At 60.6% G+C, this 19690-nt stretch carries 19 protein-coding genes; 13 read left to right on the top strand and 6 right to left on the bottom strand.

The annotated features are described in order from the left end of the window. Nucleotides 1-341 precede the first annotated feature (341 nt). From OP10G_RS16465 to OP10G_RS16480, 4 genes are all read left to right on the top strand, one after another. Complete coding sequence (locus OP10G_RS16465) at nucleotides 342-3059, top strand: NHL repeat-containing protein (protein ID WP_025229344.1); 2718 nt, start codon at nucleotides 342-344, stop codon at nucleotides 3057-3059. Between the two features lie 225 nt (nucleotides 3060-3284). Next, nucleotides 3285-3494: a hypothetical protein gene (locus OP10G_RS16470; protein ID WP_025229343.1), complete on the top strand. Its 210-nt coding sequence runs from the start codon at nucleotides 3285-3287 to the stop codon at nucleotides 3492-3494. Continuing rightward, nucleotides 3485-3850 carry a PIN domain-containing protein gene (locus OP10G_RS16475; RefSeq protein ID WP_025229342.1) on the top strand — a complete coding sequence of 122 codons (366 nt, stop codon included), beginning with the start codon at nucleotides 3485-3487 and terminating at the stop codon, nucleotides 3848-3850. Before OP10G_RS16470 ends, OP10G_RS16475 begins: the two co-directional genes overlap by 10 nt. A gap of 151 nt (nucleotides 3851-4001) precedes the next feature. Beyond that, on the top strand, nucleotides 4002-4517 hold the full coding sequence (locus OP10G_RS16480) for a DinB family protein (protein WP_025229341.1): 516 nt from the start codon (nucleotides 4002-4004) through the stop codon (nucleotides 4515-4517). A 22-nt stretch (nucleotides 4518-4539) separates the two neighbouring features. Here the strand turns inward: OP10G_RS16480 and OP10G_RS16485 are convergent, their stop codons facing one another. Further along, nucleotides 4540-5424: a phytanoyl-CoA dioxygenase family protein gene (locus OP10G_RS16485; RefSeq protein ID WP_025229340.1), complete on the bottom strand. Its 885-nt coding sequence runs from the start codon at nucleotides 5422-5424 to the stop codon at nucleotides 4540-4542. Between the two features lie 339 nt (nucleotides 5425-5763). Next, nucleotides 5764-6693 (bottom strand): prepilin-type N-terminal cleavage/methylation domain-containing protein, encoded by a 930-nt coding sequence (locus tag OP10G_RS24855; protein ID WP_025229339.1) that lies wholly within the window; start codon nucleotides 6691-6693, stop codon nucleotides 5764-5766. Nucleotides 6694-6889: 196 nt separating this feature from the next. On the opposite strand from OP10G_RS24855, the gene OP10G_RS16495 reads away from it, so the two are divergent. Then, nucleotides 6890-7597, top strand: coding sequence for an XRE family transcriptional regulator (locus OP10G_RS16495; RefSeq protein ID WP_025229338.1), 708 nt, complete (start codon nucleotides 6890-6892; stop codon nucleotides 7595-7597). Between the two features lie 293 nt (nucleotides 7598-7890). Here the strand turns inward: OP10G_RS16495 and OP10G_RS16500 are convergent, their stop codons facing one another. After that, nucleotides 7891-8847 carry a hypothetical protein gene (locus tag OP10G_RS16500; RefSeq protein ID WP_025229337.1) on the bottom strand — a complete coding sequence of 319 codons (957 nt, stop codon included), beginning with the start codon at nucleotides 8845-8847 and terminating at the stop codon, nucleotides 7891-7893. A gap of 182 nt (nucleotides 8848-9029) precedes the next feature. Between OP10G_RS16500 and OP10G_RS16505 the strand changes: the two genes are divergently transcribed. From OP10G_RS16505 to OP10G_RS16515, 3 genes are all read left to right on the top strand, one after another. Then, complete coding sequence (locus OP10G_RS16505) at nucleotides 9030-9368, top strand: hypothetical protein (protein ID WP_025229336.1); 339 nt, start codon at nucleotides 9030-9032, stop codon at nucleotides 9366-9368. A gap of 107 nt (nucleotides 9369-9475) precedes the next feature. After that, nucleotides 9476-9805 (top strand): hypothetical protein, encoded by a 330-nt coding sequence (locus tag OP10G_RS16510; RefSeq protein ID WP_144241200.1) that lies wholly within the window; start codon nucleotides 9476-9478, stop codon nucleotides 9803-9805. Between the two features lie 41 nt (nucleotides 9806-9846). Then, nucleotides 9847-10704, top strand: a complete 858-nt coding sequence (locus OP10G_RS16515; RefSeq protein WP_025229334.1) for an inositol oxygenase family protein — start codon at nucleotides 9847-9849, stop codon at nucleotides 10702-10704. A 2-nt stretch (nucleotides 10705-10706) separates the two neighbouring features. Here the strand turns inward: OP10G_RS16515 and OP10G_RS16520 are convergent, their stop codons facing one another. Then, nucleotides 10707-11270, bottom strand: coding sequence for a hypothetical protein (locus OP10G_RS16520; protein ID WP_025229333.1), 564 nt, complete (start codon nucleotides 11268-11270; stop codon nucleotides 10707-10709). A gap of 52 nt (nucleotides 11271-11322) precedes the next feature. Here OP10G_RS16520 and OP10G_RS16525 point away from each other — a divergent pair, with 52 nt between their 5' ends. Together OP10G_RS16525 and OP10G_RS16530 are read left to right on the top strand one after the other, a co-directional pair. After that, nucleotides 11323-12417, top strand: a complete 1095-nt coding sequence (locus OP10G_RS16525; RefSeq protein ID WP_025229332.1) for a lactonase family protein — start codon at nucleotides 11323-11325, stop codon at nucleotides 12415-12417. A gap of 254 nt (nucleotides 12418-12671) precedes the next feature. After that, entirely contained in the window at nucleotides 12672-14462 is a 1791-nt protein-coding gene (locus OP10G_RS16530; protein ID WP_025229331.1) for an outer membrane protein assembly factor BamB family protein, read from the top strand. Nucleotides 14463-14912: 450 nt separating this feature from the next. Here the strand turns inward: OP10G_RS16530 and OP10G_RS16535 are convergent, their stop codons facing one another. Both OP10G_RS16535 and OP10G_RS16540 read right to left on the bottom strand, forming a co-directional pair. Continuing rightward, complete coding sequence (locus tag OP10G_RS16535; protein WP_025229330.1) at nucleotides 14913-16517, bottom strand: metallophosphoesterase; 1605 nt, start codon at nucleotides 16515-16517, stop codon at nucleotides 14913-14915. Between the two features lie 43 nt (nucleotides 16518-16560). Next, entirely contained in the window at nucleotides 16561-17280 is a 720-nt protein-coding gene (locus OP10G_RS16540) for a head GIN domain-containing protein (protein ID WP_025229329.1), read from the bottom strand. 78 nt (nucleotides 17281-17358) lie between these two features. On the opposite strand from OP10G_RS16540, the gene OP10G_RS16545 reads away from it, so the two are divergent. The 3 genes from OP10G_RS16545 to OP10G_RS16555 all read left to right on the top strand — a co-directional run bounded on the left by OP10G_RS16545 (nucleotide 17359) and on the right by OP10G_RS16555 (nucleotide 19687). After that, entirely contained in the window at nucleotides 17359-18300 is a 942-nt protein-coding gene (locus OP10G_RS16545) for a glycine--tRNA ligase subunit alpha (protein WP_025229328.1), read from the top strand. 282 nt (nucleotides 18301-18582) lie between these two features. After that, a complete protein-coding gene (locus tag OP10G_RS24860) occupies nucleotides 18583-19080 on the top strand; it encodes a DUF1854 domain-containing protein (protein WP_025229327.1) in 498 nt (165 codons plus the stop codon). Continuing rightward, on the top strand, nucleotides 19043-19687 hold the full coding sequence (locus OP10G_RS16555) for a ComF family protein (protein WP_025229326.1): 645 nt from the start codon (nucleotides 19043-19045) through the stop codon (nucleotides 19685-19687). The genes OP10G_RS24860 and OP10G_RS16555 overlap by 38 nt, the downstream gene beginning before the upstream one ends. Nucleotides 19688-19690 lie beyond the last annotated feature (3 nt).

The following is a 19690-nucleotide window of genomic DNA, read 5'->3' on the forward strand; positions in this document are numbered from 1 at the left end:
GCGGACGTCGGGCTTAGCTTCCTTCACGATCTCTGCGCTGCTCTGGGGCAAGTTTGCAACCAGAAGCCCGCGAGCCCACGATCAAGACCGCGGCGTAAATCCCCAACGGGCCTCGGCCCGTAGCGCCCGAGAGCAAAATTGCCATCTGGCACCTTCTGCGGCAGGTCGACAACGTGATCCGCTCGACCGTGGAAGAGAGCCCGAAACCCTATCCGATTGCGTCTAGCGTCGCGAGCGATCACGCGTTAAAAGCCCGCAAAAATGCTGATTACCCTGTGAAATACATCTAATTCTGAATAAGTGCCGAGATTGCGGTGGCCGAATGTCATTCTGGGGCACCCATGGGTCTTATACATCGATACGGAGCGGCTACCGCTCTCGGAACCGCAGCTCTGGTTGCACTGGTCGGCTGCGGCGGCAGCGGAGGAGGTCGACACTCGTCAACCGGAGGGCAAAATCCCCCACCGGTTACCGCTCCCCAGCTCGGCACCGCCAAGTTCAGCGTGAACGTGGAGACGGGGAAGGTGACCGTCACCCCGCTCGGCGGTAATCCGGCTTCCCGGGCGATCTTTACGGGCACGGCGCTCGCGTTTCAATCCGGCGACCTTTTGTCCGATTCAGGCGAGCTCACTCGGCGAAAGCTGAACGTGAGCCTGCGAAACAACACCCGGGAAGTGGTTGGCGCCTCCGGTGGGTTCAAGGTCATGTTCGGCGCGTTCAGTACGGGCTTGAACTCTGACCTGCGCGCCGACACCGTGGTGTCCACCGTCGTCGGGTCCGGGGCATCCGGAAGCGCAGATGGTCCCGCGCTTGGCGCATCGCTCAGCAGCCCGCACTCGGTCCTGTGGGACAATCGGGACAATTCGATCTTCTTTAGCGGCTACAACCAGTCGTTGCGGGTTTCTCGGAACGGGTTCGTTTCCACCCTCATTACGAGCATCGGTCCCGTCACGTCGATGGTGTGGCGAAACGGCCAGCCTAACGACATCATTTACGCGGCCTCGCTGAACACCCACAAGATCTACAAGCTCGATCTGAGCACCAACACGGCCATCCTCCTGGCGGGCACGGGCACCTCGGGCGCCGACGACGGTCCCGGAGCGACTGCCCGGTTCAATCTCCCGTACTCGGTCGCTCAAATCCCAAATACCGACTCTACGAATCCGGACCTGCTGGTTTCGGAGGGGACCACGGGCAAGCTGCGCCGTCTCACTTGGACCGGTTCCAGCTATAACGTATCCACACTGCCATTTACAAACGACGCCCCCCGCGGAATGATTTCGCTGGGGAACGGCAAGTTCGCGGTCTCTGAGGCGTTCATTCGTAAGGTCAGCATTTTCGACCTTAGCGGAAACAAGATTTCGATCGGCGACGGTAACAGCGGAAGCGACAACGGCAACGGCACTCAGGTCAGCTTCTTCGAGCCGATCGGCCTGCTTTACGATGGCAAGGCCATCTATGTGTCGGAATCTAACGGCCTCATCCGTCAGTTGACCCTTCAGCCATCCGGCAACATGCTGTTCGCCGAGGCGTGGCAGTCGTCGACGATTGCCGGCGTCGACCAAGGCTACGGCTTCGCCGACGGGCCGGGTGACCAGGCTAAGTTTCTTGGACCGGTCTGCATGGCGATGGACACGAACGGCAGCATTTTGGTCGCCGATTCCGGTAACAGCCGCATCCGTAAGGTGACGCCGGATTCCGGACGCTTCCCGATTTTCAACGGCGACGGCGGCGCCTCTAGCGGCGTCGACTCGGTCCGCCTCGCAAATCCCACCGACTTCGTCCCCACCGATGGTGGCCCAACTCCTTACATTCTCGAGAATAAGACGGTCCAGCCCAGCAGCAGCTCGGAGCTCACCCCTTGGTCGCTGATCATCCCGGCTGGTGTGAAGAGCTTTGATTTCGTGGTCACGATCGAGGCGCAAACCGACTCGGCGGCTCCGCCCGACGCGGTGTTCAATGCCGGTCCCAATCCGGCCCCGGGGTCGGCTAGAGCCATCGTTCGCACCCTCACCGGCGCCACTTCCGCCGGCTACTCCAACGGCAACGTCTCGGGGGCGCTTTTCGCCTCGCCGGGTGCCTTTGCCTACGACGCGCAGGGCGTTTTGTACGTGGCCGATTCGGTCAACCGCTCGGTGCGGCGCATCACGTCGAGCGGTACCGTCTCGACCATCGCTGGAGTCGTGCCGGGCAAGTCGGGCGTGGCGGACGGCCTTGGCAGCGTTGCCACGTTCGGTTCCGTCAACGGCATCGCGGTTTCCGCGTCCGGATCTGAGCTGTATGTCACCGATGGATTCAATAATCGAATCCGTCGCATCGCGCGGGTCGGGGACCTCGACCCGGCTCAGCCGTTCAACTGGAAGGTCAGTACCATCGCGGGTACCGGCGCCGCCGACTACGCCAATGGGCCGGGCTGGCAATCTAAGTTCAACAAGCCTTGGGGCATCGTCCTCACCAGCGGTGGGGAATTGCTTGTCTCGGAAGCGGCGGGTAACCGAATCCGTCGGCTTACTCCCACCGCCCAAGATCTCTCGCTGTCCACTAGCTGGACCGTTTCGCTGGTTGCCGGCGACGACTCTTCAGGTACCCCGACGGGCGCCACTACGGATGGTTCGGGCAACTCGGCTCGCTTTGGCGAACCGCGGGGCATTACGCTCGCCGCTTCCGGCGAACTGTATGTCGCCGACTTTGGAAACCACCTCGTTCGCAAAATGACCTCGGCCGGCGTCGTCACGACCTTCGCAGGCAACGGCATTGGCTACGGAGATAGCGACACGGGCGCCTCGGCTCTCTTCTCGTCGCCCACCGACGTGGCCGTGGACCGGGCCGGGTACGTCTACGTGGCCGACTCGGGCAACTACCTGATCCGCCGGATCAGCCCCGCCGGATCGGTTCGAACCGTCGCCGGATTCGGCGTCGCCGGCACCGCCGACGGTCCTGGTAACGTGGCCCGGTTCTCCGTAATGAACGGCATCGAGCTGAATAGCGCCGGCGACGTCATCGTCGGCGACGCGAGTCGAGTCCGACTCGTCCAGCGCCTCATCTCGAGCAGCGGCTAGATTCGAGGCCGGGAGGAGGGTGCGACGGCGCTTTCCTCCCGGCTAAAAGTTGCGGTTGAAGTCTTCTGCAGTCACTTAGCTCGGCCAATCACAAGACCCAGCGCTGCCATACGTGAGAACCGTATTGGACTCTTTTACGGTGCGTGGTAGAATTCCCAAAACAGGGTTGAAGATCTACACGATCCACCATCGTTTGGGGAATTCACCACGAAAAGGCTCTGAATCATGAGCTTAACGAAGTTTGAAGAGCTTATTCGGTCGGCGGAGGAGTTGTCTGACGACGAAAAGTTGGAATTCGCGCAACTCCTGATCGAACAGGCACGAAGTCACGCTCAGCCGACCCGCCAAGCGGACGTGAATGCCTTAGCCGGATCCATATCGCTCGACGAAGATCCGCTCGCCATTCAAGAGCGAATGCGCCGCGAGTGGCAGTGATCTACGTTCTCGACACCAACGTCGTCTTGTATCACCTCTCGGGCAGACTCAAGGATCCTCTTCCATCTGGGGTGCTGATGGTCTCAATCATCACGGAGATCGAGTTACTCGCCTTCAAGTCGCTTACGTCTAAGGACGCTCAACAAATTAGCGCCTTCATCTCTGGTGTAACTGTCGCTCCACTCATCGATGCATTGAAGCAGCCGGTCATCGACATGCGGCTTGCTGGATTGCGGATCCCCGATGCCATCGTGGCGGCGACCGCCATCGCCAATGGTGCAGAGCTTTGGACTCACGATGCTCAGCTGCTGAAGATGACGACCTTTGCGGCCGTCGCCCCGCCCCTTAAGCCATAGTTTGTCGACGAGCGGCGGGCCGGATCCCCCGCTGTCGCCAGTAATGGCTCTCATCGACCTGCGGGCGTCGTGCCGAAAAAGCAAAGAATCCTGCCCCTCGGTGTCGATCTCCTGACTCCCGAATCGACTACCTTCCAGAACGCTCCGCTGAATGATGTGGAGCGACCAGGAGATTTCAATGGCGGAAGTTATTCAGCGTGCAAAGCAGGAATTTGAGCAGAGTCGGGGCCGAATGATGGGTTTGTTGAAGGATACGCCCGACGACAAACTCAATTGGTCACCTTCGCCGACCGCGCGATCGCCGCTGGCTATCGTTGCCCACGCGGGAATTGCGGTTCACAACATCACGGAAATGCTGCAGGGACGACCCTTTGGCGCGTCCACGAGTGCGATCGCGGATAAAGGGTTTCGGAAGGAGGAGCAAGAGTTCACCTCGCGCGACGAGGTCGTCGCGCTCTTCGAAAAGAACGCCGCCGCGTATGTCGCTTGGATCGACACCCTCACCGAAGAGGGGCTCAACGACCCGATCACATTTCCGTTCGGGCTGGGGACGGGCACCGTGCTCCACGGTCTAACCGCGGCGGCCCGGCACACCGAAGCCCACATCGCTCAGCTTGAGTATGTCCAAACGATCTACGGCGACCAAGACTGGCACATGGGAATCTAAGCGATGGTAGGCATAAAGCCGCCTAGCTAGTTGCCTGCACGCGTCGCAGCTCTTCGTCCCGCATCTGTTGCTGCCGCCGAACCCGCTCGGGAACCACGCGCTCTCGGGCGGCGGTGGACCGGAACTCATACCGGTCGACGCCGAACGCCCGGAGGACGCCCTGCTCTACCAGGGAGTGGTCGTTGGGATTCTCGCGATCGAACCGCATCGGCTCCTTGAGATGGACGGGCGGATTGGTGATCACCCGGATCAAGCGGAGCGGGTTTTGGGAGGCCGCGTGGAGCATGTAGGGGTGGAGTAGGTACACGTCGCCCGCCTGGCCGGTCGCTTCCTCAAACTCTTTGCATTGCCCCACCAGCTCTCGGAAGTTGAACTCCCCCGGAAGCACCCCTTCGGGCCGATCGGCGAGAAACTTTGCGATCACCGGCACGGAGTCGGTGGCGATGTAGGTGGGGCCACCTTGGTGGACGACATCCGTCCAGTTCACGAACACCAGCAGCCCTTGCTCGGGAGAATCCAGAAAGTGCCGAAAGAAATCCCCGTCCTTGTGCCAACCGGGGGTGCTGGGGCTCGCCGGCTGCCAAGGCTCCTCGGCGCCTACTCCTAGGTTCACGATGAAATGGTCAGACCACCGCACCGGCGTTCCGATGCGCTCCTCGCCCAGCAGATCGCACATCGCGTCGAACACGCGTGGGGCGAACTGCTCGACCTCCACGTAGTGGTCGCCCCCCATATGGATGCGGCGCTCGACCCACGTGGATTTATCCTCCATGTCGTATCCCAGCCGCCGAAAACAGGTGCGAGTCCACTCTTCCGCCGTCTCGCGCTCAAACGCGCCTTCGATCTTGACGTAGCCCTTGCGCAGAAAGTGGTCGACGTCGGCCGTGGTAAGGGTGCGGTAGCTCATGGACTGTTGATATCAGGATATATCAATCAGCTGAAAACGGTGGTCTCCGCCACCAACCCTTTCGCTGCACTCGCGCGCCGGCTTACTGGACCTGCTTCGCCTTCGCACATGGCAATCACCGGCAGTTGGTGCGATCCCTAAAGCGAGAAATACCCTGGGTCAATAGAGCCAGGGTATTTCTCATCGTGGTCGGAGCGGCGTCGGCCTACTTCGTCGACGGCTGGTAGCCGAGCTTCATTCCCGGTGGGAGCTTGGGTGGGGCGGCCGGCTTGGCTGGTTCCGGGGCTGGGGAACTGCAGCCGGCGGCGGCGGCGATGCACAGGGCGAGGGCCAGGCGCCTCAATTTGCCCCGTCCCACTGGTAAATCGAGTCGTCCGTGATCTTGTTTTGGAAGACCGAGCCTTTGCCGGTGTAGTTGGTGCCAACCGCCATCGCGCCGGCGGCTTTCTTGGCGGCGTGGCCATCTCCGTAGGTGATCAGCATCTTGCCGGAACCGCGTTGGCTCACGAGTCCCGTCACGTAGCCGTCCGCGACGTCTTGCTTAATTGGGTTGAAGCCGGGGGTCGCGAAGAAGCTGTCCGGTCCCCAGCAGTCGTTGGGGACGAGCTGAAGGAAGTTGCCCGGGTCGCACACGGGTGGGAAGACGACTTGGATCATGAACGGTGACTTGTCGCCGTTATAAAGCGACCAGAAGCCCGGAACGAGGACTTCGCTCGCCCCGGTCTTCGCGGCGAACATCACCGTCTCGGCGGGACGAGTGATCGCCGTCATGGAACGGGGCATCGGGTTGAACGGCGCCACCATGGGTTGCGGCGTCCAAGCGCGGCCGTTGTAGCCGTACTGGGTATCGAAGAGCTGGCTCCACGGCGCGGCCCAGGTGGGCGCGCCGGGGAATCCTGGGAATGCCAGCAACGGCGGCCCCTGCGGATCGGCCAGGATGCCGTAGTTCTTCATGTAGGGCTGCAGCAACACGCTCCAGGGGGCGTAGTCGCCATCGGGGTTCCCCGGATAGACGTCGTATCCGGTTCCCGATCCCCAGGTGCACGGGAGCATGGCGGTGTCATCGGCGTCGCCGACATAAATCTGGGTGGACAAGGCAACCTGCTTGATGTTGCTGAGGCTGGCGGTTTGCTTGGCTGCTTGCTTGGCCTGGGCGAAAACGGGGAACAGGATGGCGGCCAGGACGGCGATAATCGCGATGACGACCAGTAGCTCGATGAGGGTAAATGCGCGAGCGGTAAATGGACGAGGACTAGGGATTGGGTGCATAAATACTCGTGGGATCGCCGGTCCGGCCGGGCGCGACCCTGAGTCGTCGCCTATCCATCCCAACAAGCCCACCCTTGCCCGTGCATTAAACATTCGGCTTCTCTGAGCACCAAGGGGGCGGAATTTGAAGTTTCGGGAAAGTACAACGAAAGCGCCGGTCCGTAGTAGTTTTCGCCCGTAAAATGAGGATGTGAGCATGAACCGCTCCGATCCGGCCGTCTTCGGGAGAAACGCGCGCGCCTTCCGCACCCTGCGCGGCTGGAGCATTCGCGATTTCTCGGAAAGGGCCGGGCTTTCCACGAAAACGATCGTCAAGGTCGAAAGCGGAAACGCGTGTACGGTGAAGACCGAGCGAAAGATCGCCGACGGCCTTAACGTCTACATCGGCAGACTGTGGGACCCGGACCTGTTGGCGCAGGCCCCGCAGCGAGTTATCCGCTCCGATGCCGGCCGATGGTTCTTCGCCATCGGAGACGACGCCGCGGCGCATCACGCTCGAGTCTCTCGCGCCCAGGTGGGCGAGGAAGGGGAGAGGATGCGAGCGGACCCCGAAGAGATCCAAGAGACGGCGGAGCGGCACCGGCTCGGTCGAGCCGGCCTCGCGCGAGTTTTCGTGAAGACATGCGGCGGCGGAATCTCGTCCGGATTCTTCCAGTTCAACGAGGTCGAGCTGTTCGGCTTAGACGAGACCCCCGCCGACGGCTCCAACTTCCCGTACATGCTCATCTGCCGGACCGGCGGCCTGCGGATGCACATCCGCGGCGAAACCTACGAGTTGAACGCGGGCGAGTCAATGGTTTTCGACGGCAACGACCCGTATTCGGTCGAGCCTCTGGCAAAAGACGGCTCGATCTGCCCACCGGCTACCTTTTACTTCCTATGCTTGCGGTTGCTGAGGGTGTGAAGTCCCTGGATCGACCGGAAGGTGCAGTTCTCAAACACTTTCCTGTAGAACAGGCGAAATTCTGCCATCACTATTATGAATAGTCTCTGACTCGTTCATAAACTAAACTGAGGCAGGCAAAAAAGACTCTCGGGATAACTCTTCGCTGCTGAACGCTTCATGGCACCATCCTTTCAGCGACCCATGTTTGAAGCCAAGAGGAAGACTTGGACCAACTTTCCAACATCCTTATCAAGGGTAAGCCTAAACTGAATCGAAGTTTCGGGATTCTTTGGCGTTAGCGTTTTGGCTACTTACTTATCTTTCTTGGGAATTGTGTCGGAACGCCATACAACTATCTTCATGGTTCCTTCGCCTTTGATCCCGTCGACTTCGAGTTCACCGCTGTTGATATGCTCAAGGCGCTGAAAAATACCATCCGTTAGCCTCATATAGAGCTGGTCGTCCCAGGAATTTTCTTTTTTACCAGGAAGCTGATCTGAGCGATGAACAGTGATTTTTGCGCAAGAAACACCATCGATCAGTTGCACAGCGGAAAAAATGGCCCGGCCATGAAATAACGCTGTTTCTCGGTGGTCACCGCTGGTGAATGTAATAGTCCAGTCTCCACCCCATTTGTCTCCGAATGAACGAGGAGCACCACCTCCCATGAAAAGGGCGGGAAAATACGCGTCAAGCGATTTCGAAGGTGGGTTAAAAATTGTGCTCGAATAATACAATCTATTTGCGGCAAGGGTGACAGCTATAGGAGAAAATAAATTTTCCTCCTTCGTCGAAACTACTTGGGTGTTGGCTTGGAGATTGACTCCGTCGAAGTTATGTGCGTATTGCCGTTCGATGAGCGAACCATGCGCGGCGACGAGAGCGGTATGAGCAGACGTTAAGTCGAGATCGCAAACGGCGTCTTCTCCACTCGAGTTGTTTCCGCCTTCCCACCAACCCCTAGTAGATTCCATGTACGGTATCGTTAGGTGCTCCTTATCCGCCTGCAACCAAGGTGTCTGATCAGGTTCTGTAGCGTAAGCATCCTTCCACCAAAAGAGCCTAACCGCGTTTTCTTTGCGGTCCTTAATCAGAACCCGGGACACTTGACGCGTGTGGCTGTGCTTCTTAACGCCACCATAAGAAACGATGTCAACGTCCACATCTCTAACAAAAAAGTAGTTTTGGCCCGCTTTGAGAAATTCAAGAGGAGTGGGCAGGACCTCGACAAACGGGAACCCCGCGATCCAAGCGTATAAGGCGAACATGCCCGAGTGTATCACGTAGCACCTTGCGACGGCGATGGTACTGCAAATGAGACCTGCTTATTATCGTTGCCAGTTTCAGGTCTCAATTAATGAGAACTCCGACGCAGCCTCCGAGGTTATCACTTCCGAAGGACTGAAAGAGTTTCTGATTCAGCGGTTCGTATATTCTAAATCCTAAGGCTGTGAAGCTCTTTCTTCTGATCGTCGCTGTCCTCGCCCTCTTCGGCTGCGGTGGGGACTCAGCCTCGCGCCTCTCTTACGCACGGTTCGTCGGGACCTACAGCGGAACCTGGGTGAACACGGCCGACGAAACCGACCGGGGTACCGCGACCTACACCTTCAGCCCCGACGGGACGCTGACCGGCCAAGAATTCGGCCCCTCGGGCGCTCCCAGCGGAAACGTCGCCGGTCGTATCGACCCGCTCGGACACTTGTCGTCGGTGTTGACGGAAGCAACCGAGGCCTCCGAATTCGACGGCGCGCTCGCTCTCGATGGGTGGGGCATCTATCGGGCACGCTGATTTGGAAAGGCCCACCCGCCATTTCCTACGACTACTCGCTGGCTAAGCGGTGAGCCCGATCCACGGGGAGCATCGCGCCATCTGGTACCTTGATGGTTCCCCTCGAGATGAATACCCACGCCGTAGTTTGTAATGAAGTCGACGGGACGCCGTCCGTGACCCCGGGAGCGCTTTGCTTTGTGCGGCAGTATTCCACGGCGACCGGCAGTGTGTTGGTGGACGTAATGAATCGCGAGGGGCGGTGGATCACGTTGTGGCGGCCGTATTCGAGCCTTAAGAATTTTCGGACGAAATTCATTACGCCGAACCATGTGAAGGCGATTTGGGCGAGGCCGGACAGCGCCTCGCGCGCCAAGGTCGCGGCCTTGATCCAAGCTTTCACCAAACCGGCGGCGGAATCGGAAGAAGCAGCCGCCGAGCCGGACGTCGAGATTTAGACGTACCGTCCTTCACCTAGCTCTGGGTTATCATAACTGGCATGGACCCCGCCGTCGCCGTCAATGCATCCGCGCCGCTCGAGTCGCTCGATGAGTGGGAGAGCGACGTTCTCGAGAGGTACCCGGAGGAAGGGCACCAGTTTCGCGACTATACGGCGGATGTGCGGCCGACGGTGCGAGAGTTCTATCGGCTGAATCACATCAACCAGACCCACGAGTTTGTGAAGGCGAAGAAGGCCAAGTATTCCAGCTTGGAGATGGGCAAGAAGTCGGTTTGGGAGGCGATGGAGTTTCTAAACACTCTGGTCGATGACAGCGATCCGGACACCGACGCCACGCAGATAGAGCACTTGATGCAGACCTCGGAGGCGATCCGCGCCGATGGGCATCCGCGCTGGTTCATCCTCACCGGGCTGATGCACGACCTCGGCAAAGTTCTATGCCTGTACGGCGAGCCGCAGTGGGCGGTCGTCGGCGACACGTTCGCGACCGGCTGCCGGTATTCGGATAAGGTCGTCTTCTCCGAGTTCTTCGCCGATAATCCCGATGCGAAGGTGGCGAAGTACCAGACCGAAAACGGTGTGTACGAGCCCGGCTGTGGCCTGGAGAACGTCCATCTCTCTTACGGCCACGACGAATACCTGTACCACGTCGTCAAGGATTACTTGCCGGAAGAGGCGCTGTACATGATCCGGTACCACTCGTTCTACCCTTGGCACCGGGAAGGAGCGTACGACCATCTCGCCTCGGATAAAGATCGGGAGAACCTGAAGTGGGTCCTCGAATTCAACAAGTACGACCTGTACTCCAAGGTCGACGAGCGGCCGAACGTGGAGAAGCTCCGACCGTTTTACGAAGAGCTGATCGCGGAGTTCTTCCCGGACAAGATCCGCTGGTAGCCTTAGGTCAGGGTCGAGAGCTGGCCCTGGCCGCCGCCTCCACCTTGACCGTTTCCGGTCTGTAGGTAAATCGCGTCTCCGTCGTCGTTGGCGGCCTGATAGTATTCGGCGGCGTATTCGAGCGCGGCCGGGGTCGCGCTCGCTTGGAAATGCCCCGCCAGGAAGTTCGGCTGCTGGCCACCATCCTCCAGAACTTCCCAGACCGCGAGTTGAAGCCCGGCGCACTGGTCGGGAGTTTGGGCGGACTTGAAGAAGCGGGCCACGATGTGTCCGGCCGCCGCGATGCGGCCTCCCACCGAACCGGCACTTACCGCGCGGACCTGAAAGAATTGGCCTTGAGAAATCGGGCTTCGGACGTCGGCGCAAACCGACATCCACGATCGCCCCGCATCCTGAAAGCCAAGCTTGCCGGCAAAGGTCGTCTCAAGTCGGCCGTCGATCGACACCGTCACCGGCCGCCCGATCGCGGATCGCACAAATCGAACCGGAAATGGCTGCGAGCCAGCTACGAGATTGACGCCGAATGCGAGAGCAAGCCAGTACTGGGTCACGATGTCACCACCCACATCATAACACTGAGTTTGCGAAACCCGCGAAGGCTGTAGTATTCATTCTCAAGTGCTTTTTCTACCGCTCTTCCTCGCCCTGTCGACCGTTCCCCATGAGGCCGACTTTTACATCGGCACCTACACCTCGGCAAACGGGAGCAAAGGGATCTACCAGGCCCGCTTGAACACGGCAACGGGGGCGATTTCGGAGCCGGAATTGTCGGTGGAAGTTGCCAATCCCAGCTACGTGGCGCTTCATCCGAATGGGCACTTTCTTTATGCCGTCCAGGAGGCGAGGAGCGGGGAAGTAAGCGCCTTCATGGTGGGCCACGACCGACGGCTGAGCTTGCTGAATACCCAATCGTTCAAAGGCGCCGACCCATGCCACCTTTCGGTAACGCCCAGCGGCCACCACCTTTTTGCCGCCGCTTATACGGGCGGGAGCGTCGCCTGCTTCCCGATCAAGTCTAATGGCTCCCTCGACGTTCCTTCCAGTGTCGTTCAGAACTCTGGAAGCGGTCCGGACAAATCCCGTCAGGAGGGACCCCACGCGCACGCGATCTACACCGACGCCCGAGGCCGGTTTGTCTATTCGTGCGATCTAGGAACGGACGAGTTGCTCGCCTTTCGGCTCGACTCGAAGAAGGGAGCGCTCACCCCGGCCGTCCCTCGATCTTCTAAGACGCCTGCGGGCGGCGGGCCGCGGCACCTCGCGTTCCACCCGAACGGCATGTTCGTCTACGGCAACAACGAAATGGGGAACAGCGTGACCTTCTACCACGAGGATCCGGCTACGGGCGCATTGACCCAGATTCAGACCCTCTCGACGCTGCCCGAAGGGGTGTCCGGTCACGGAAACTCGACGGCGGAGATCGCTCTCCATCCGAATGGCAAATGGCTGTATGTGTCCAACCGCGGACACGACAGCATCGCCGTGTACGAGGTCGGCGAGGACGGCAGGTTGACGTTGTCCGAGGTCAAGCAAGCCGGCGTTAAGGTGCCGCGCGGTTTCGGCATCGACCCGAGTGGAAAATGGCTCGTCGTCGCCGGCCAAGCCAGTAACGACCTTACCGCCCTCGCGATCGATCCGCACACAGGGAGATTGGCGGCTGGAGCGTCCAGGGTCAGGCTCGATAAACCGGTTTGCGTTTTGTTCGCAAAGTGACTGTAGAACGAACCAGAGCAGATAGCGACAGGGTTCGCTGGCTCAGAAAACTAGGCTTAGATTTCCCTTGTCTGATCCGACCGTAGCCCGTAGCTTTAGCTGCGGTTCAAGGTTCTGCCGGGGATAAATCCCCGGGCTACGGGCAAACCAATATTGTTCTTAATGACCATCGTTGGTCGAAGAAAGAGGGCTAAGGGCACGGTTCGGATGGAACGAAAATCGGGGTGGGGCAGGTATTCGGGTTAGCCACCCGTATGAGCCCAATTCTTTCGATAACCCTCGCTTTCCTCGGTACGCCGGTCGCGCACCCGCCCGCGACTTTTCGGTTTGACCCGGCCCACACCGGGTCCATCACTGGCGTGTCCGCGGGCGCCTACGGCGGAATGCGGTGGCGCATTCAGACCGAGGGAACGGTGCGTTCCACCCCGGCGGAATACGACGGGACGGTCTACATCGGCGCGGGAGATGGACGTGTAAGGGCGATTGACGCCCTCACGGGTTCCATTATGTGGCAACGCGACGTGGATGCGCCGGTTACAAGCTCTCCCGCGGTAACTGCCCGCGAGGTTGTGGTCGTGACACAAGACGGCCGGGTCGTCGCCCTCGATCGGCAAAAAGGAGAGCCGATCTGGAACTACAAGATCGGGCCGGATGCGCCGGTTTGGCAGGGGATCAACGGCGATTACTGGACTTCGTCCGCGACGGTCTCCGGAGATGTCGCCTACGTGGGCGGTGGGAACGGCGATGTGATCGCGCTCGACGTTCACTCCGGAACCCGGAAATGGAAATTTCATGCGCCGACCCGGTTCCACACGACTCCGGCAGTCGCGAACGGAATGGTCTACCTGGGCGGATTCGACGGCGTGTTTTACGCCATCGGGGCGGAAACCGGGATACTAAAGTGGAGCTATCGGACACTGGGCGCAACCCTCGACTCTAGCAAGTTCGGCTTCGACCGCAAGACGATCCAGTCGTCCGCCGCCGTTTCGGAAGGGAAGGTCTACTTTGGCGCGCGCGACGGATTACTGTATTGCCTTAACGCCCGTACCGGCGCGTTCGTATGGAGCTACGACCATGTGATGTCGTGGGTGAACACCTCTCCGGCGGTGGCGGACGGGGTGGTTTATGCGGGGAGCTCCGACAAGCGCTTTCTCCAGGCGGTCAACGCGGAAACCGGTAAGGAGATCTGGCGCGTGCCGACCGGGCTCATGTGGACTTCGCCCGCGGTAGCGGGAAGCGAGGTCTTTTCCACCGACGGAGACGGCCGTTTCATCGCGTTCGACCGAAAAACGGGAGCGCGGAAGTGGGAGATCGCCCGCACCGGGCAGATCTGGACCTCGCCGTTTCTTTCCGGCGATCATGGCATCTTTGGCAGCGACGATGGCGGCATCTACTGCTTCAAGCTCGATTCTCACGGACCGATCGCGCGAGCGGTGTACTGGGACGACGCGGAGCGCACTCACACTCTTTCCAAATTCCCGGCGGTGCGGGATGCGCTCGTCAAGCGGGGTTACCAGCTGCTCAACAATGCCGGCCTCGCCGACTTCTTTCGAGCGCGGACCGCGGATCACCGGCCGAGTGCGGTGGTGATGGCAACCGGGTTTTTCCCGGAAGCGGCCCCGTTCGAGGCGGCAAAGTCGTACATGGCGGCGGGTGGAAAGGTCGTTTGGTGCGGCATCCCGCCTAAGATGTGGCCAATTGAGAAGACCGGGCAGATCGACATGGCCGACATCGACTGGGACGGAACTCGCCAGCTCATGGGCGTACAGCCCCGCACGATCTTCGACTCCTTGGCCACCACCCCCACCCCGACCGGCCAAGCGTGGGGCTTGCACGGGATGTGGCTCTCCGATTTCGCCGCCGACCCGTCGACGGTTACCCAGGTCTTGGCGAAAGACGATCACGGCTTCGCCGCAGTTTGGGTGAAGTCGTTCGGTGGCGCTCCCGGCTCCGGCTTCGTCCGAATGTCCGGCATGAGCCTGCCCGAAGGTCCGCAGTTTATCGACATGCTTGTTAATGTGGCGGAGACCTTTCCCGGAGTTTGATGGCCGGTTCGGGGTATCGGCGATGCTTCCCGACGATCATCACTGCACCTGGTCCCTATAGTGATGATGATCGTCGAGAAGCGCCGCTTGGCGTCCGACACGGTTGGGCCATTGAGTTTCTGTGGACATCCCAATGGGCCAATTCTGGTTCAGGCGCTGCGCTTGAGGCGGTAGGTTCTGCGGCCGCCTGCCGGGGTCGGGGAGGGGGGCGACCTCTTACCCCGGGCTTCGACCCGCGGCTACTTTCTGAAGAGCCCACCGGGCTCGGAGTGCCCACGACATGAATGGCTTCAGCCAAGGCGAAACTATTGGTGGTCAGCGCCGGTTACCTCCTCGAGGAGGTGCCAAAAGGATGTGGGTAATCCCAAGTATGGATGTGGCCGCAGGCGGTGAAGGCAGAGAGTCCGGCCACGGCGGTTAGGGCGATCCACAGAGCGGATTTTCGCATCGTCAACCCTTTCTCAGCTCCACTCGGTCGATCTGCTGGCCCCACTCGTCGATTTGGCGAAGGATGAAGCTGCGCGAATCCATATCGATAACGGATAAAGAGTGCCGGTCGGTGACCATCGCGGCGATGTATTCGACGTTGCCGTCTTCCGGGTGTAGCCGCCTCGTCGGATCGTCGTTCATTTCCGGATCGTAAAGGCTCTTGCCGCCCGCTCCGGTCGTGATGTAGAGAATCCCGTCGGGCTTGGTCGCCGCTTGTCCGTCGAATCGCCGATCTACGGTGAAGCTTCCCGGAACGTACCGGGTCCCCTCGCCAACCGCCTTCGCCCCCGATTCATCGCGGGGAGCAAAGCGTAGCGGGCGGGTTCGCTGATAGGTGTGCTCGTGTCCGCTGAGGACCACGTCCACTCCGCATTTCTCGAAGATCGGCGAGAGGACGCGCATATGCTGTTCATCGTAGTGCTCGTTGCCCACGTTGAACGCGGGGTGGTGGTAGACGACGATCTTCCATACGGCCGACGACCCGGAGAGGTCGTCGGCGATCCACTTCTGCAAAGCGGGATCGGTCGGATCGACGTACACGTTCGAGTCGAGGCATAGAAAATGGCCGTCACCGTAGTCGAACGAGTAGTTCGACTTCCGCAGATGCTGCGTTCCCGCTGCCGCTGTGAACTCGGCCAGACGATCGGTCGCTCCCACGATCGGCATCGGATGGCTCGGGTCGGGACCGTTTAACGGCGGGTGCATGTTGGTGAAATAACCGCAGGCGTCCGGATACTTGTCGAGGTCCGAAATCGGGTGCCCTTTGGCGTCGCGCGAGGTTAGGTCGTGGTTCGCCAATACGGTGTAGAACGGCACGGCGCGGAGGAGCGGGGCGCCAATGCGAGGACCAGCCTCATCGGCGTTGTAGATTGGGAAGAAGTAACGGCTGTATTCGTTATCGAGCCCGCTGTCGTAAACGGTGTCGCCGGTGTTCATCACGAAGTCGGGCCGGGCTCGGAACGCCTGGTAGGCGATGGCCCGATCGCTCATGTCGCCGTGCGAGTTGTCGCCAAAGGAAACGAACCGTACCTTCTCGCCGCGAGGCTTGCGGGTGGTGAAATACCCCTCTACCACTCGTTCGCCGTTCATATCGACGCGGTACTTGTACCGGCTATGGAGATTCAGACCTTGGAGGCGAGCGACGTAATTCGTGCGACGTTCGCTGGCTCGGTGAATGCCCGCGCCCCTTGGGGCCTGCTCGATCGTCGCGCGATGTTCGGTCCCGTTGGGTCCGTATGTCAATTCGAATCGGGCAGGGACCACGTCGGTTTGCCAGGCGATCACCAACGACTCTTCGCCATCGACCAGCCGATGTCCCGTCGGCCCGGGCTGTAGGTAGGGAAGGGCGGTAAAGACGGGTCTGGCCGGGGCACCAGCAAAGGAGTCGAACGGTTCGCCATCTAGCCCCAGCGGCGTTTTGGCGGCGGCGCCGGGAGCGATGGCGAGAAAAGTGATTCCGCCGGCTGCCTGCAGCAGTCCGCGGCGCGATAGGCGGCCGGTCTCTAGCATGGTGTCCCTCACGTCGGCGAGCCGCTCCAAGGGGCTCGTCAGCGTGGAGATTAGCATGGCCGGACGAACCGCGTTCGACCAAAACCGAATCTTAAATCGCCTACGAACCCGAAATCGTTGAAGCGCCTGAGGATTCGCTGCTGCTGACGTTTGGCTTCCCTTGGTATTTGATCGTCGACGCACCTGCCGCTACCGCGGCAAGCGACTTGATAGACCCGAGCCTAATCGTCGACGCTCCCGTCGCGTCCGCCTTGACGCTACCAATTTGGGCATCTTCGGAATGAATATTCGAGGCTCCGCCCGCTTTGAGAGAAGCGTCCGGGAACGCTCCCTTGAGGTTAATCTCCGATGCTCCGCTTGCCTCCGCCGTAAGCTTCTTCGCGTCGCCAGACAACGAGATGCGGCTCGCGCCGCTTCCGGTCAGAGTGAAGCTTTCCGACTTAAGGCCGCTTACGTCTGCCGAAGACGCGCCCGTCGTGCGTAGCTCGTCTAGGCCGGCTACGTGAATGACCACTTTTACCGGGGTGGAGCTGTCGATCGACTGGGTGGTCTCGACGATCAATTCGCCTCCCTCGACGTGAGTCTTCACGAGCGGAAGCAGAGACTCCTTGGCTTGGATCTCCACGGAACTCTTGCCGTCGACGATGATCGTCCCCTCGATCGCGTTCCGCAACTGAACTTTGGTGAAGGCGCCCATGCTTCGCGAATCCGTCTTGTCCGGACCGGTTCCGACCACCGAGTGGGACCCGATCGAGCCGATGTGGTCGCAACCGACCAGGATCACGAGCGACAGCGCAAGGACGAGGAGGCGGGGTTGCATAACGGCAACTACTTTAACGTATTCCCTTAGGTTGCGCGAAGGGGTCGAAAAGGCTCACGGGTATCCTTGCCCCCAACCATGACGCTGCAGGAGATGATTTTCCGCCTCAACGACTACTGGGCCGCCCAGGGCTGCGCCATTTTGCAGCCTTACGATACGGAGGTGGGCGCCGGAACGAAGCACCCGGCAACCCTGCTCGGAGCGCTTGGCCCAGAGGGGTGGAATGTCGCCTACGTCCAGCCTTCTCGCCGGCCGGCGGATGGCCGCTACACTCGAAATCCTCAGCGCGGCCAGCGGTATTACCAGTACCAGGTGATCATGAAGCCGAGTCCGAGCAACATCGTGGACCTCTATCTCGGTTCGCTGGACGCGCTCGGTTTCGATACGAAGAAGAACGACGTCCGGTTCGTGGAGGACGACTGGGAAGACCAGGCGGCGGGGGCGAGCGGCGTCGGCTGGGAGGTTTGGGTGAACGGCACCGAGGTCTCCCAGTTCACCTTCTTCCAACAAGTGGGCGGTATCGAATGCAACCCGGTCAGCGCCGAGATTACCTACGGCCCGGAGCGGCTCTGCCTCATGCTCAGCAACCAGAGCTCTTTCTGGACCGACCTCATGTGGAACGAAAGCACGAGCTACCGGGATGTGAACTGGCAGCTCGAGATGCAGAACAACGTTTACAACTTCGAGGTTGCGTCGACCGAGGCGCTGTTCAAGCTGTTCGAGGTCTTCGAGTCGGAGGCAAAGCGGATCATCGAAACGCCGGTTTTTTGGGATGCCGAAAACGGCATCATGACCGCGAACCCGATGGCCGGGGGCGCCGATTTTCCGCCCGAAGCGGGCGCCAAGGCGCTGGTCTACCCATCCCTCGACATGGCCCTCAAGTGCTCGCACATCTTCAACGTTCTTGATGCCCGTGGCGCCGTCGGCGTCACCGAGCGAGCTGCCTACATCAACCGAATCCGTGGCCGCATCCGAGCCTGCTGCCTAAAGCATGTGGAGCAGTACAAGGTGAAGGCGTGAGGCGTTGAGGCGTTGAGGCGTTGAGGCGTTGAGGCGTTGAGGCATTGGGCGTTGAGGCGTTGAGGCGTTGAGGCGTTGAGGCGTTGAGGCCGTTGAGGCGTTGAGGCGTTGAGGCGTTGAGGCGTTGAGGCGTTGCCAGCTTGCTGCTTTACCCTTTCCTTCACGCTCTGCGCTTCACGCCCAACGCCCAAGACAATCTTCCCCCTCCGTCCACAAGCCACACGTCACAGTCCACATCCCTAGCGCCCAACGCCTTCCGCCCAACCTGCTATCCTGAATTCCATGGCTACGGCGCTTCGCTATCTTGAACCGGGAGAGGTTCGGGCTTGGCGGCCGGCGGGGGCAGCGCATATTCGGGTGGAGATTGCGGGGGACCGAACGATCCTTACCGCGCTTCTCAAACGGGCGTTTCCGCTGAGCGAGCCGCTCCAACTCCTCTCGATCCAGGACGGCGCGGGGAAGGAAGTTGGGATTTTGCGCACGATGGAGGGGTTGGATCCTCAGACCAGAGAGGTGTTCGACGCCCAACTCGACCGGCGTTACTTTACGCCGAGGATTGAGCGTATCGAATCGCTTCGGCAGGAAGCGGGCATGTGGAAGTTCGGCGTGGTGACCCAGCGCGGAGCTACCGAGTTTTACGTCCGGAACTGGCGCGACAGCGCCACCGAGATCCAGCCCAATCGCTGGCACATTACCAGCGCCGACGGGGGGCGTTTCGAGATTCCGAACCTGGAGGGGCTGGATGCTGAAAGCCGGCGGCTCATGGACCAGCTTCTTTGATCGCGCGGCGGACCTTCTCTACCCGCGCAAATGCCCGCTTTGCGGCCTGTTCGCGGAGAGCTCTCCTTGCCCCGCTTGCCGAGACGAGTTTATCGAGAGCGATCCTCGGATGGCGGCAGGAAAGGAAGGTGCGGCGCTCGATTACCGCTTGACCCTGTTTCGTTACGAAGGACGAGCCGGTCAAGCGGTGCGAGCGCTGAAGTACGGCCGGTCGACCTCGCTCGCGGCGGCCATGTCGCGCGAGATCCAGGCGGTGATCGAGGAGTTCGGACTCGACGTCGACGCGATCGTTCCGGTACCGATCCACTGGAGTCGCCGCTGCTCACGCGGCTTCAATCAGTCCGAGCTGCTTTGCGAGCGGCTTACCGCCCAGCCGGAGATTTTGGCGCGCGTTCGGCGAACTCGTCCGCAGGCCGGGCTCTCTCGGGAAGAGCGCGAGCGAAACCTCCTGAATGCTTTCCGCGTTCGGGGCGACCTCTCCGGGCAAAGGATCATGCTCGTCGACGACGTCCTGACCAGCGGGCAAACCGCCCGCGAGTGTGCCAAGGTGCTTCGGTTGGCCGGGGCCGCCGAGGTCGGCATCGTCGCCTTTTGCGGCGACGCCTAAGTT

Source organism: Fimbriimonas ginsengisoli Gsoil 348 (assembly GCF_000724625.1).
Taxonomy (GTDB): Bacteria; Armatimonadota; Fimbriimonadia; order Fimbriimonadales; family Fimbriimonadaceae; genus Fimbriimonas; species Fimbriimonas ginsengisoli.

What these genes read in the sequence shown, in the direction of transcription:
- OP10G_RS16465 (WP_025229344.1), top strand. Translation starts at nt 342, where the DNA reads ATGGGTCTTATACATCGATACGGAGCGGCTACCGCTCTCGGAACCGCA.
- OP10G_RS16470 (WP_025229343.1), top strand. Translation starts at nt 3,285, where the DNA reads ATGAGCTTAACGAAGTTTGAAGAGCTTATTCGGTCGGCGGAGGAGTTG.
- OP10G_RS16480 (WP_025229341.1), top strand. Translation starts at nt 4,002, where the DNA reads ATGATGTGGAGCGACCAGGAGATTTCAATGGCGGAAGTTATTCAGCGT.
- OP10G_RS16485 (WP_025229340.1), bottom strand. Translation starts at nt 5,424, where the DNA reads ATGAGCTACCGCACCCTTACCACGGCCGACGTCGACCACTTTCTGCGC.
- OP10G_RS24855 (WP_025229339.1), bottom strand. Translation starts at nt 6,693, where the DNA reads ATGCACCCAATCCCTAGTCCTCGTCCATTTACCGCTCGCGCATTTACC.
- OP10G_RS16495 (WP_025229338.1), top strand. Translation starts at nt 6,890, where the DNA reads ATGAACCGCTCCGATCCGGCCGTCTTCGGGAGAAACGCGCGCGCCTTC.
- OP10G_RS16500 (WP_025229337.1), bottom strand. Translation starts at nt 8,847, where the DNA reads ATGTTCGCCTTATACGCTTGGATCGCGGGGTTCCCGTTTGTCGAGGTC.
- OP10G_RS16510 (WP_144241200.1), top strand. Translation starts at nt 9,476, where the DNA reads ATGAATACCCACGCCGTAGTTTGTAATGAAGTCGACGGGACGCCGTCC.
- OP10G_RS16515 (WP_025229334.1), top strand. Translation starts at nt 9,847, where the DNA reads ATGGACCCCGCCGTCGCCGTCAATGCATCCGCGCCGCTCGAGTCGCTC.
- OP10G_RS16530 (WP_025229331.1), top strand. Translation starts at nt 12,672, where the DNA reads ATGAGCCCAATTCTTTCGATAACCCTCGCTTTCCTCGGTACGCCGGTC.
- OP10G_RS16535 (WP_025229330.1), bottom strand. Translation starts at nt 16,517, where the DNA reads ATGCTAATCTCCACGCTGACGAGCCCCTTGGAGCGGCTCGCCGACGTG.
- OP10G_RS16540 (WP_025229329.1), bottom strand. Translation starts at nt 17,280, where the DNA reads ATGCAACCCCGCCTCCTCGTCCTTGCGCTGTCGCTCGTGATCCTGGTC.
- OP10G_RS16545 (WP_025229328.1), top strand. Translation starts at nt 17,359, where the DNA reads ATGACGCTGCAGGAGATGATTTTCCGCCTCAACGACTACTGGGCCGCC.
- OP10G_RS24860 (WP_025229327.1), top strand. Translation starts at nt 18,583, where the DNA reads ATGGCTACGGCGCTTCGCTATCTTGAACCGGGAGAGGTTCGGGCTTGG.
- OP10G_RS16555 (WP_025229326.1), top strand. Translation starts at nt 19,043, where the DNA reads ATGCTGAAAGCCGGCGGCTCATGGACCAGCTTCTTTGATCGCGCGGCG.